Here is a 13,337-nt window from a genome sequence, read left to right on the forward strand (position 1 = left end):
AGCGCTCAAGGTTAACCCTTGAGCGCTTTTTTTGTATCAGCCTTTTTATGAAAAGTCTTTCACTCAGGGACGATAAATAATTGCCGAGCCCCAGGATAGTCCTACACCGAAACCGCTTAGCGCAACGCGTTTCCAGCTGGAGTCGAGGGCGTGTTTTTCCAGCAGTAACGGAATGCTCGAAGACACGGTGTTGCCTGTCTCGACCATGTCCTTGATGAACTTCTCCGGCTCGCCTTCGAAGCGTCGTGCCACCGCATCGACAATCGCCGCACTGCCCTGGTGAATGCAGAAGGCATCGATGTCGTCGGATTTCAGTCCTGACTCGCCCAGCAGTTCGTGCAGATGCGCAGGAACCTTGAGCAAGGCAAAGTTGAATACCTGACGACCGTTCATGAAGAACACCCCGTCAGTCACCTTCAGGTGCGGTGCACCGGAACCATCGGTACCAAACTTGGCCTTGCCCAGCTCCCAGATCGGGTTTTCACCCATCCAGGTAGCGGTCGCCGCATCACCAAACAGCATGGTGGTGTTGCGATCTTCCGGGTCGACAATCTTCGAGTACGGATCGGCCGTGATCAACAGACCGTTCTTCAAACCGGCGGCTTCCATGAAGCCCTTGATCGCGTAAATGCCATAGACGTAGCCGGAACAGCCCAGGGAAATATCGAATGCCGCCACGGTAGTTGGCAGGCCCAGCTTGTCCTGAACGATTGCAGACGTGTGTGGCAGGCCTTCTTCGTCACCGTTCTGGGTGACGACGATCAGCGCATCGATGGATTCGCGTTTCAGATCAGGGTTACTGGCAAACAGCGCATTGGCCGCTTCAACGCACAGATCGGAAGTTTCCTGCTCGGCGTCTTTGCGCGGCAAGAAGGCCGAACCGATTTTGCCCAGGATGAATTCTTCATCCTTTTCGAATTTTGCACCTTGTGCGTAATTGTCCACGCCGGCTACAGGAACGTAGCTCGCAATGCTTTTTATGCCAATCATTACGGCTTCCCAATAATAAACAGCCCAATACCACCGCTCGCAAGGATTCGAGGGGCGCCGACAAACAGAGAAAAACGTCACCCCCGAGACGGCGACAACGGGAAGAATTAAGGGCTATCACTGAGTCAGACCGACCTCAGGCGCCACCTTCCCGGTTAATACAATACAGTGAAGATGCGCGTAATGACTCGCAGGTCACGCTATTTTGCCGAATCAGCCCCACGACCGGTTATTCGACCAATGACCAATCCATCGGCGTTCCACGCTTGATGGCCTGACGGGCGCGCCGACCGACAACGGCTTCTGCGTGTTTGGGGGCCAGTCCCAGGCCAGGACGAATAGCCCGCAGATTGGTGGCAGTGAACGCTTCGCCGGCAGCCATGTCCTGCGTGACATAGAGCGAGCGGCGGTACACCACAGACTTGCGCTCGGCCTCGGTTACGCCGTAATGCACCTGACCCATGGACTGCCAGGCCCGCTCCGTTTCGATTACCAGGCTGGCCATTTCCGCTGGTTCCAAAGAGAAACTGGCATCCACGCCGCCCGCTGAACGGTCGAGGGTGAAATGCTTTTCCACCACCGTGGCCCCCATTGCCACCGCCGCAACGGAAACCCCAACGCCCATGGAGTGATCGGACAGCCCAACTTCACAGCCGAACATTTCGCGCAAGTGTGGAATCGTCCGCACGTTGCTGTTGGCCGGCGTCGCCGGGTATGTGCTGGTGCACTTGAGCAACACCAGATCCTTGCAACCGGCCTCTCGGGCGGCGCGTACGGTTTCATCGAGTTCGGCGAGGCTGGCCATGCCAGTGGAGATGATCAGCGGTTTGCCCGTGGCGGCAACCCGGCGGATCAGCGGCAGGTCAGTGTTTTCGAAACTGGCGATCTTGTAGGCCGGCACATCGAGGCTTTCGAGGAAGTCCACCGCGGTCTCATCAAATGGCGTGGAAAACGCCAGCATCCCCAATTCTTTGGCACGGGCAAAAATCGGCGCGTGCCACTCCCAAGGCGTATGAGCCTTCTCATACAGCGCATACAACGAGGAGCCTGCCCAGAGGCTGTCCGGATCCTTGATGAAGAATTCACCTTCGGACAAATCCAGAGTCATTGTCTCGGCGGTATAGGTTTGCAGCTTCAAGGCATGAGCGCCGGCCTTGGCTGCGGCGTCGACGATCTGCAGCGCCACTTGCAGGGACTGATTATGGTTGCCACTCATCTCGGCAATGATGAACGGCGGCGCATCCGGCCCGATCCACCGATTGCCGATCTTGAAACTAGTCATGGAGCTGATCCTTCAATACACGTTCGAAATGGCAACTCGATTGAACATAGCCTGAGTCGCGGAACAATTTGAGCGACGCCTGATTGCCGGGCAGCACCCGCGCCTCGACAGCCGTCAGCTCAGGCCAGTAGCCGATTACGGCGTCCTCGCCACGGGCCAGCAGCGCCCTGCCCCAGCCCAGGCCGAAACGCCCCTCGAACAAATAGACCGATACTTCGGCCCGTGCTCCGTCGAGATCGTAGCGCAGCATCCCGACCGGGCCATCGACGAACTCGGCGATCAAGAGTAAACGCCGGGGATTGGTCAGGCTCGCGGCCAGCCAGGCCTGATGCGTTTCCCAGTCGATGCGTTCAGCGTTCGCCGACCAACGCCGCACCGTTTCGGCGTTACGCCCGTCGAACAACAAGCGTGAATCCTCGATCGTCGCCCGCCGCACCCTCAAACTCGACCCGGCCAGGGCCGCCGCAAATCGACGGGCTCCCAGACCATCCACCAGGCACCGCGACTGCTTGGCCAGGCTTCGACGCAAACTGACATTGCTCAGCAAAAAACCAGCGGCCTGGCGTAGACACTCAACATCCACCTCGTCGCTGGTCCCCAGGTACACATGCCCCCCGGCGGCGGCCAGGCGTTCGGCATTGGCTTGCTGATTCCCCGCCACCGCAATGCAGATCGTCGGCAACCCCAGCACGGCGCGCTCCCAGCTGGTTCCACCGCCAGCACCGATGAACAGGTCGGCCTGGGCCATCAAGGACGCGAAGTCGCTGACATAGGTTTGCAATCGCCACTGGGGACGTTGCGCCGCCATGACCTGCATCTGCGCCAGGGCCGGGTTGGCGGTGCCGGCGATAAAATCCACTTCCAGCTCGCTGAAATCCGCCAGCGCACGCATGGCCTTCCAGGTTTCGCCGGCGCTATCGAAGCCGCCGAAATTCACCAGCACCCGGCTCGGGCGAGTCCTTTGTGGCAAAGGAGCACGGCGAAACTCATCACGAATCAACGCATAGCGTGGACCGAACAACTGACGGCAGGGGTTCAAAGAGCGCTGTGCGTAGGCCGGATCGCCGGCGGTGAGATTCTGGTCGAACAGCACGTCCACCGCGTGTTTGCGATTGTTCAGGTCATCGATCGCGGCAATGTGCCGCGCCCATTGCCGGGCTGCAGTCTGCCAGCGGTGATCGAGACCGTAGTGGTCGACCACGATCCAGTCGAAGAGCGGCTCCAGCGCCAGGCCAACGTTCAGGGCTTCGATATCCGCCTGCCAAGGCAATAGCGCTTCGATCCCCAGTTGCGGATTTTCCCCGGCGTATTGGGCAGGTAGAACAACCGCACGAAAACCTTCGCCCTCCAGCCGCGCCAAGGAATTGCCAGGCAGCGCCCGACAGGCGAATACCACCTCGGCACCACTGTCGCGCAGCGCGTGGGCTAGCGTCAGGCAGCGCGCCACATGTCCGCTGCCAATGGCCGGCGACGCATCAGCACGAATCAATACCCTCATGAATCAAACTCTCCACCCGCTTTCAGCGCACTGTAGAGGTATTCGGCACGCCGCCAATCTTCTTCCGTATCGATGTCCTGAACCAGATGCCTGGGCAAGATCACCGGCAGGCTTTTTTCCGAATACAAGACGTCCCCCCGTTGCCACGCCGCGCTGCGCCCCCAGTAAAACTGCCCGGCGTCCTGAAAGGCTGGGGGCAGGTCCTGGGAGCGAGTCTGTCGATGCTCTGGATAGATGGGCAACAGCGCACCCTGTCCATCCAGCATCAAGGCACGCTGGATGGGAAAGCCGAACTCACAGACCGAAAAAGCAAAGGACTTCTCAGGGTTCTGCTCCAGCAACTCAAGACCCTGACACAAATACCGGGCTTGCAACAAAGGCGCAGTGGCATAGATACAACAGGCAAAATCGAACGACCGGCCCTGTCCCTTCAATGTTTCAACCGCATGGGCGATCACCGCCGCCGTCCCGGCGAAATCATCGGCCAGTGCCACCGGACGCATAAAAGGCACCTGCGCCCCATGGGCCAGGGCCAGCGTCGCGATCTCCTCATCATCGGTACTGACCACCACCTGCTGGAACAGCCCGGAGGCCAGGGCAACCCGTATTGAATGGACAATCATCGGCTCGCCATGGAACGGCTTGAGATTCTTGCGCGGGATCCGCTTGCTACCGCCCCGGGCCGGGATGATTGCGATCGTACTCAAGGACGTTTTTCCAACAGGAACCAGTTGATATCGTCAGTAGGGAACTGCGGATCGCGGTGATAGCTGAAGCCATAGTCCAGCAGTTGCAAATCGCTGTAACGGTCGAGCATTTCACCGGCGAAATCACGCTTGAACAGCTTGCCGCCGTTACCGCGATAGAGCACCTCGACCGGCACCGGGTTGTAATATTCGCAGATCAGGATATAGCGTCGACTCAGCTCATACAGTTGCGCGTAGGCCGCCGGCAGTAACTGCGGATCCAGGTGAATCAATACACCCTTGCTCAGAGTCAGCTGATAGGTGCGCTCTCGCGGATAGTCGAACAGGGAGCCGTGCCAGACATCAGCGATTTCCAGGGCCTGGGCTTGTGCTTGAGCACTGGCATTGATCTCGACACCCTGCAGGACACAATCGGGCAACAGTTGATGCAAGGCCTGCAGGTTGTTGCCGGTGTTGGTGCCCAACTCCAGCAGGCTCTCGATCCGCCCGGTACGGGCCAGGGCCTTGGCAAACAGCGCCAGGTTGGCCGCGATCAATGGCAGGCCCTGATTGCGGGCGACATACTGGTCGCCGAAGTCGCCACGCCAGAAGCGTTCTTGTTCGCTCAATTCACGCATGTCTTACCCTTGAGTCTTCCGAAGGCACCTGGCCGACAATCCGTCGTAACTGCGCCACCACATAGTCTTGCTGCTCTTCGCTCAGCCCCGGAAACAACGGCAAGCTGATCGCTTCGTGGAAGTAGCGCTCAGCCTCGGGAAAATCTCCGTCAGTGAACCCCTGCTCGCGATAATAAGGCTGAAGATGCACAGGGATGTAATGCAGGTTCACACCAATCCCCGCAGCTCTCAGCGCATCAAAAACCTCTCGCTGAGTCGCCTCGATCAGATCGAACTTAAAGCGCACCACGTAAAGGTGCCAGGCCGATTCTGCTCCCGGCTGGCCGAAAGGCACTGTCAGTGGCAACCCCGCCAGCAGGTGGTCGTAGCGTGCCGCCAGTTCACGTCGTCGGGCGATGAACTCATCGATCCGGGTCATCTGCGAAAGCCCGAGCGCCGCATGCAGATCGGTCATTCGATAATTAAACCCCAGCTCCAGTTGCTGGTAATACCAGAGCCCCTGGGCAGGCGCCGTCATTTGCGCCGGGTCGCCGGTGATGCCATGGCTGCGCAGGCGCCGCAGCCGCGCGGCGAGCTCCGGATCATTGGTCAGGACCATCCCGCCCTCGGCCGAGGTCACGATCTTGACCGGGTGGAAACTGAAGATCGTCATCGCCGCATAAGCGCCACAACCCACCGGCCGCCCCCGATAAGAGGCGCCTATCGCGTGGGCAGCGTCCTCGATCAAGGTGAAGCCGTACCGCTCGGAGAGCGCGGCAATGGCGTGCATATCGCAACTCTGGCCTGAAAAAGCCACCGCGATGACCACCTTCGGCAATTGCCCCACTCGCTCGGCGGCCTCCAGCTTTTGTGCCAGCAGCCCCGCGTCGAGGTTCAGGGTCATTGGATCGATGTCGACGAAATCCACTTCGGCGCCGCAGTAACGCCCGCAGTTAGCGGACGCCACGAAGGTATTGGGACTGGTCCAGAGACGATCACCCGCCCCCAGGCCCGCCGCCAGACAGGCAATGTGCAAGGCCGCCGTGGCATTGCAAACGGCGACCGCAAAGTCAGCCTGACAATGTTCGGCCACTGCGGTTTCAAAGCGCTCGATGGTCGGTCCCTGGGTCAACCAGGGAGACTTGAGCACCGTCACCACCGCGTCGATGTCCGCCTGATCGATGCTCTGGCAGCCATAGGGGATCTGATAAGGAATCATAAATGCGGCTCCGCGCGTGGACCCGCAAGCTGATCCACAGGCCTGGAGACAAGATTGAACATGCCGTGACTCCTTTTAGCGATCACCCAGACCTAAACCAGTAACTGCGCCCAATCCACACCGGACACCTCACCGAGCGTAAAAGCCTTGCCGGTCGATACAAGGTTCTTGTTGTACGCCTGGTCACTCTCGAACGCAGCGGCCCACTTCTCACGAAGCGCAGCAAGCGCTTGCGGCGCTTGCGACATTTCACCTGGATGAATGACCTGAACCAGCGGCGTCCATACAGTCAGGTAACCCGCCTGGCCGGCCTTGAGGCATAGATCGACGTCGCTCATCCCGTCGGCGAAGGACACGCCGTCCAGGCCGCCCAAGGCGTCGAACAACGCTTTACGCACCATCAGACACGCCTTCGATACAGCCGAATAGTTCTGCTCCAAAGCCAACCGGTGCATGTAGCCATTGGTGTCGTGTTTCTCGCCGACAAAGGCTGAGCCCACGACACCATTCATGCCAAGAATCAGGCCGGCCTGGGTGACCTTGCCATCACGGTCGATCAACTTGGGACCGACCACGCCGACTTCCGGGCGCTGTGCGTGATTGAGCAGCGACTCAAGCCAGTTTGGGTTGACCACTTCACTGTCGGCGGCCAACAACACCAGGTATTCGCCTCGCGCCTGCTGACTGGCAGCGTTGAACAACGCCGGAACACTCATCTGCTGATCGGTTCGCAGAATGCTGACTTTCGGATGCTGATAAATACCCAGCCAGTCGTTGACCTCGGCCGACTGATTCTGGTTAACCGCAATCACGACTTCGTACTGGGTGTAGCGGGAACGCAACAGGACACCTTGCAAGCACTGTTGCAAGGCGGACAGATCGTCCCCGGCCGGCACGATGATCGAAACCAGCGGACGCTCGCTATGGCGGTAATCGATCTGATAAGTGCCTGGCACCGTCGAAGTAATCTTGGCCTTGTAGCCACGATTGCCCAGGTGGCGCAGCAACGTCAGGCGCTCATCGGCGTTTTCTTCCAGCGTCGGCGCCTGGGTAATCAGCAGCGGTTCGTCCAGGTGCGCCAGCCCGTTGAGGCCGCCCTGCTCGATGATGCGCAGCAACAAGTCGAATTCCAGGGCCTTGCTGAAGTCCGCAGAATAACCGCCAGCTTCTACCAGCACCTCACGGCGTATCAGCCAATGGCGTGACATCATCGCCGGGAAACTTTGCAGCAGGTCAAGATTGAAGCCCGGTCGGAACACATCCACCAGCGAACCATTGGCCTGACGCTGGATTTCATCTGTCGCCACCGCACGACATTGCGGCGCCTCCAACAGTTCCAGGCTCGCACGCAGCAAGCCACCGGCGGTGAACTCGTCACCCGCTTCGGCCAGCAGCAGCCAATCGCAAGACGACTGACGAGTACTCTGATTCAGTTTGTCGACGTAATTCCCCTGGGTGACCCGGACAAAGTGCAGAGTGTTTTGCGCCGTCGTCGCCGCCAACGGTTCGCCGGTGGTGAAGACCACGATCTTGAACGCCTTGCAATGCCCCTCCAGAAGACTGTCGAGGGTCACCTGCAATTTGCCGACATCGTTCTCCAGGTCGAGGATCAGGATGCCGAACTGCGGGCCGCCGTGCTGGACCGCCAGATGCCGGGCGATGGCCTCTCGCTGCCCGGCGTCCGGCTCTCGCGCCTCCAGCCACTTGAGTAAACGCCCGGATAGCGTGGAATCGAATGTCTGGCGGATGAGCTGAGGCGGGAGCGTATCCAGGCGCTCGGCCCAGGCGACCATCTTTTGCGCCTCTTCTTCCTCACCAAGACCTTGCAACTGGCCCACCAGGCACTTGATCACGTGCCGGTTGAACATATTGAAATCGTGGGCACTCCACAGACGGTCGACGACACTCTCAGGCGTATCGTTGTTGCGTGCACGCATCAAGTCGTACTGATGGGTCCACACCCCTTCAAGCTGCTGTAGCTGAACACGTCCCGCTGGCATCGCATGGAGCAGAAACTCAATGTGGGTCAACTGATCGAAAAAGGTCTGGTTATAAAAGGGCATTTCGACGTACTGCTTGGGCGCGAAACGTCGCTCTGGCACTTTCAAGGCTCTGTTCCAGTGGGACTCGAAAATGATTTCGGCCGTCAGCGCCTTCCCCGTTCTCAGGCTGTCGGCCATCGCTTCGAAACACTGAAGCGCGAATTGTTTGCCCTGCTCCGGCTCCAGCTCAGCAATCTCGGTGGGCAGCGCCGCCAGGAACTCGGCAAAAGCCTCACGCTCAGCCACTGACTTGGCATCGGTGAAGGTGAGCGAGTGATACACATCGGTCTTGTGCTCCGACTGCATGTAGTTGATCTCACGCACCACGTACGGCATCGGCAGAATCCGTGCCTTGGCCCGGGCCAGCATGTAGTACGAGTGGCCGATTTCCTGCCACTCGAACTTCGCGTCATGGGGCATGGCCGCATACCAGTCGCGAAACAGCGAGGTACGGTGAACGGCATAGAAGGGCGGAATGAACTGGCCCATGAAGTCCAGCACACGGTCCTGGGCCCGCTCGGACGAATAGTCTTCGCAGACTTTCTTGTCGCGGCGGTAGTAGGTCACGCTACCCGCCAGCGCCAGGTACATCAGGCAGTAGCCATGGCACATGCCGTAGTCCTGGTTCGCCTCCAGAAACGCCACCGACTCTTTCAGTGACTCATGCACGAGGAAATCATCGTCCGCGGCAAACACGATATACGGTGTAGTGACCTGATCGATGCCGTAGACGACCTTGGCCTGGGCATCCCAGTAGCCAAACTGTGGCAGGTGCAGATAATCGACGTTCGGAAAAGCGTCGGCAACCCCCTCGCTTGCCTGGGTCGAGGAGTCCAACACAATGATCCGGCAAGGCAAGGGACTGTAGAACTGCAACGCCCTGCGCAAGAATGCGGGCCTGTTATGGGTGATCAACACCACCGTCAACTGCTCGTTCAGTGGTAAAGCGTGTTCAGAACCGTACTTGCCTTGCATAACGTGTCCCCAGAATCGGCGAATCGCCCGATGAACTTAACAATGATGTTTTTGCCACAACGGCGGCGTGGTGAAACTTGTCCCACCCAGTGACCATTGATGTGCCAGAGAATTGGCTCGGACCTGAAGTACAACGCTTCAAGCCAGGCGGGCAGCCTTCTGGCCGCGCCGAAAATGCACGATTTATGGCGATATTGGGGAGACCTGCAGGAAGCGCGCCACCTCGGATTGCCCGAAACGGTAAAGTCTGTCGTAGCTGCCGCCTGGCTGCTTAAGGCCGCCAGACGGTCACGGATAGCACGAACATACCTCGTTGAACGGTTGCGATGACGAACGCTTCGTCCGAGCCAGGTCCGGACCGATAGCAGCCTGGCGGCTAAAGGCGGTTTATTGTCAGTCCGCCAACCAGCCTTGCTCCCAGTACCGCAGGTTATCCCCGCGCAGCATGTAGTCGCGCAATACCGCCTCTCGCAACTCATCGCCCATGCGATAGCTGGCGTCTGGATCAGCCAGATGCATACGAATGGCTTGCAGCCACTCATCCGTGGAATTGGTTTTGACGCGAGTGCACGGCAAGTAGCCGCTATAAGCCTCCGTGTCGGTGCAGATCACCGGGTAGCCGCAAGCGCCGTATTCCAGCAAGCGCAGGTTGCTCTTGCAGTCGTTGAAGATATGGAACTCCAGTGGAGCCAGCGCCAGATCCAGATTCAGACTGGCCAGTTTGGCCGGGTACGCATCCAGCCCGATCACCCCATGGAACTCATGCATGTAGGGACGCAAATCATCCGGGCACATGCCGAAGAACACCCAGTCGACTTCATTGGCCAGCTCGCGAACCACGTCGGCGATCACCGCCAGATCGCCATGGTGACTGGTGCCGCCTCCCCAACCGACCCGAGGTTTTTTCGAAGTGCGGCGCTGACTGCGAAGGTTGGGCCACAGGTGCGCCGCCAACATATTCGGCACGACTCGAATATCGTGATGCATGTCCGACAACGCGTTGCCCAGCGGCGCGGTGGAAACCACCACGCGATCGCACATGCCGATTGCACGACGGACCAGTTTCTCCATCTCGTCTTTGCCCGGCATGTTGCGGATATGGGCATTGCGATGAGGCACCTTGATCACGTAGTCATCCAGTTCATAGATGCGTCGCGCGTTGGAGTATTTTTGCAGGCCAGGAATTTCGTTGATCGCCCCTTCGGAATACCGTCCCTGCAAGATGATCACGTCAGGTGAATGGCGCTCGACTTCAATGATGGTCGGCAGGTTGTAGTGAATGCGCCCGTGCGCCCTGCCTGCCGCCTCCAGCTCAATCAGCGGTTGAGTCACTCGATAATGACCAATAGCGGACGCATTGACCGGCAACGCGAGAACCTTCGGCAACTGAGCCTTGGAAAACGGGCTCCAACCGGATCGCAGACCCGGCTCAAGACTGAAGCTTGCCCCCCCCAGCCCGTGCAGCGCCAGGTTGGGATTGTAGGCTGGATCACGGGCAACGACCGGCAGCCAGCGCTTATAGAAAACCTCCTGTTCCTGATCGCTCCGGGCTTGATCACCTTCTTGCGTAGCCAAGACCGGTTGCGCCCCCAAAGCCAGTTGAGCGTATGGCGTCCAAACCACCAGGTAACCTTCCTCGCGGATGCGCAGGCACAGATCAATCTCGTTGAGGGAATGCGCCAGACCCTGCTCATCCAGACCGCCGACCGCATCAAAAACCGCCTTGCGCACCATCAGGCAATCACCGCCAACGGCACTGAAATCGTGAGCGACCTGCAACCGGTACATGTAACCCGCTGATTGCAGTGTCTCACCATAAAACGGCACCCCTGCCGGCCCTTGCAAACCCAGTATCAGGCCGGCATGCAGCACTCGACCATCCGGGTTAAAAAGCTTGGCCCCGACCACGCCGACTTCCGGACGCTGCGCGTGATTGAGCAACTCGCCAAGCCAGTCACCCTGTGTGATAACCGCGTAAGGATTGAGCATCAGGACATAGTCGCCAGCAGCCTGATTAACAGCGAAGTTGCGCACGGCCGCCGCAGCACCCTGCTGCCCGTAGCTCAGAACGCGAATCCGCTGGCTGTCCAATTGCGCCATGCCATCGAACCAGGTGCGCGCCTCGGCACCTTCACTGCCATTGTCCACCAGCAGCAACTCGTACTCGCCGTAGGCAGTCTTCTCCATCAGGCTCTCGACGCAACGCTGCAAGGCGCTGGTCTGGTCTTTACTGACAATGACTATCGACACCAGTGGGCGATCACCATGCAGGTAGTCAACACGATTGAGCAGGGTCGAGCTGCCAGGGCGAATCTCATGGGCGATACCCAGGCGTTGCAGATGCGCCTCGAGCAAAAGGGGGTTGGTGTCTTGCACTTGCGGCTGCGACAACCATTTGGCCAGATCCAGTGCCGACTCCAGCAGCACTTCGGCAATATGACCGACCACCTCAGTACCGTCATTTTCGACCATACGCCACAGCACATCGTGAGGTGCCAGTTCTGCGAACGCCGAATTGAAACCGCCCAGGGCCAGGAAACGTTCACGTTCAAACGCCAGTGCCCGCCCGACATAGGGGTAGCTGCGCATCAGATCCAGGTTGAAATCGGGCTTGAACACAGGTTCTGAGGATTCACCCTGACGCAGCCCACCTTCGTCGCTGTACAAGCAAGTAAGCGTGTGCGTGAGGGCAATTCGCTCCGCCATTACCAATAAGGCCGGCACCACCAAACGATCACCAGCCCGCAACAGATAGAACCAGTCGGCACCTCCCAGTTGCGGTAGCAACTCGTTGAGCTGCTGCTGCCAATCGTCTTGCAGCGGCAATCGGAAAACCCGTTCATCCAGCTCGGCTTGCGTGCAGGAACTCGACAGAACCAGTGTCAGCTCCGGCGCGTAATCCTGCGCAGCGAGCGACTGCAGAGTGACCTCCAGCGCCGAACGACTGCCGTTCTCATCGATGATCACCGGAACAATTTTCGGCACTTTTGGCCAAGCGGTCAGTGTGTCCGGCAGCAAGTCCCTCTGACCATCAGTCAGAACGCGGCATTTGAGCCACTCGGCGTAGAGATCGCTGAAGCTGACACTGGCAATACCCACATGCCAACCCTGGGTGGTCTGCTTTGTGCCCAGCGTCCGGCTCAACGGCAACTCTTCCCACACCCGAGGCGATTCCGCGACCCTGGTCAGCGGCAGATAGCGAACCCAGCCCTGAGCTGGCGCAGACTCGCCACTACGCGCCTTGAGCATCTGCGACAGCCATTCCCGCTCGGTTTGCGCCGCATCGATCATCGCCTGCTGACTGCTCAAGCGCTCCGGGTACAGGCGTTCGACGCCGAGCACATGATTGGACACCGCCAGATTTCCACGGCGCATCAGGCATACGTACAAGGCAAAATCGAGCGTCGCTACAAAGCAATGACCGGGCTGGGTCAATGCCGGGAACAGTTCGAGCAGATCCGCCCGGCGGAACAGGGCGTTGCTGAAGCCACCGAGGATATTGACCGGAAAGTTTTCGAAAATCGCCAGCAGGTCGTCGCCCTTGAACACTCCCCCTACCGGGGAAAGCGGGGTGTTTTCAAGGCGCGAAGGCAGCACCAGATCGTCGGCATCCCAGAACAGCCGCTGCGCCACCACCAGGTTGACGTCTGCACAATCAATAAGCACCTGTGCCTGGCGCTCGATGCAGGCGGAGAACAATTGATCATCATCACAAAGAAACTTGATGAACTCGCCTTGCGCCTGCTCCAGACAAGCTTGCAGATTGCCCACCAACCCCAGGGTTTGTGCATTGCGTACATAACGCACGCTGGCGCCCTGCTCGACCACAGAAGCGACGATGTCTTCGATCTCATGGCCGCGACTGTCATCGCAAACAATGATCTCCAGATTGCCATAGCTCTGACTGACAGCCGTGAATAGAGCACGACCAAAAAAGCGTGGATTGAAGGCGGGAATGACCAGGCTGACAAGCGGGAGTGAATTCACGGCGGGCTCACAGGCGGCGAGAGCCCGCCCCGAAAAACGAG

8 protein-coding genes are annotated in these 13,337 nt (G+C 59.1%); all 8 read right to left on the reverse strand.

What is annotated here, in order from left to right; genetic code table 11:
• Positions 1 to 63: 63 nt before the first annotated feature.
• The gene (locus KUF73_RS12345) at positions 64 to 990 is read right to left on the reverse strand and encodes a ketoacyl-ACP synthase III (RefSeq protein ID WP_218438320.1); all 927 of its coding nucleotides are present in this window, start codon (positions 988 to 990) and stop codon (positions 64 to 66) included.
• A gap of 229 nt (positions 991 to 1,219) precedes the next feature.
• Complete coding sequence (gene pseI, locus KUF73_RS12350; RefSeq protein WP_218438321.1) at positions 1,220 to 2,272, reverse strand: pseudaminic acid synthase; 1,053 nt, start codon at positions 2,270 to 2,272, stop codon at positions 1,220 to 1,222.
• The gene (gene pseG / locus KUF73_RS12355; RefSeq protein WP_218438322.1) at positions 2,265 to 3,770 is read right to left on the reverse strand and encodes a UDP-2,4-diacetamido-2,4,6-trideoxy-beta-L-altropyranose hydrolase; all 1,506 of its coding nucleotides are present in this window, start codon (positions 3,768 to 3,770) and stop codon (positions 2,265 to 2,267) included. Before pseG ends, pseI begins: the two co-directional genes overlap by 8 nt.
• Positions 3,767 to 4,477, reverse strand: coding sequence for a pseudaminic acid cytidylyltransferase (gene pseF / locus KUF73_RS12360; RefSeq protein WP_218438323.1), 711 nt, complete (start codon positions 4,475 to 4,477; stop codon positions 3,767 to 3,769). The genes pseG and pseF overlap by 4 nt, the downstream gene beginning before the upstream one ends.
• The gene (locus KUF73_RS12365) at positions 4,474 to 5,094 is read right to left on the reverse strand and encodes a pseudaminic acid biosynthesis-associated methylase (RefSeq protein WP_218438324.1); all 621 of its coding nucleotides are present in this window, start codon (positions 5,092 to 5,094) and stop codon (positions 4,474 to 4,476) included. Before KUF73_RS12365 ends, pseF begins: the two co-directional genes overlap by 4 nt.
• Complete coding sequence (pseC, locus tag KUF73_RS12370) at positions 5,087 to 6,292, reverse strand: UDP-4-amino-4,6-dideoxy-N-acetyl-beta-L-altrosamine transaminase (RefSeq protein WP_218438325.1); 1,206 nt, start codon at positions 6,290 to 6,292, stop codon at positions 5,087 to 5,089. The genes KUF73_RS12365 and pseC overlap by 8 nt, the downstream gene beginning before the upstream one ends.
• Before the next feature lie 92 nt (positions 6,293 to 6,384).
• Positions 6,385 to 9,309, reverse strand: coding sequence for a TIGR00180 family glycosyltransferase (locus KUF73_RS12375; RefSeq protein ID WP_218438326.1), 2,925 nt, complete (start codon positions 9,307 to 9,309; stop codon positions 6,385 to 6,387).
• Between the two features lie 393 nt (positions 9,310 to 9,702).
• Complete coding sequence (locus KUF73_RS12380; protein ID WP_218438327.1) at positions 9,703 to 13,296, reverse strand: glycosyltransferase; 3,594 nt, start codon at positions 13,294 to 13,296, stop codon at positions 9,703 to 9,705.
• Positions 13,297 to 13,337: the final 41 nt, after the last annotated feature.

The organism is Pseudomonas sp. PD9R, assembly GCF_019200975.1.
Taxonomy (GTDB): domain Bacteria; phylum Pseudomonadota; class Gammaproteobacteria; order Pseudomonadales; family Pseudomonadaceae; genus Aquipseudomonas.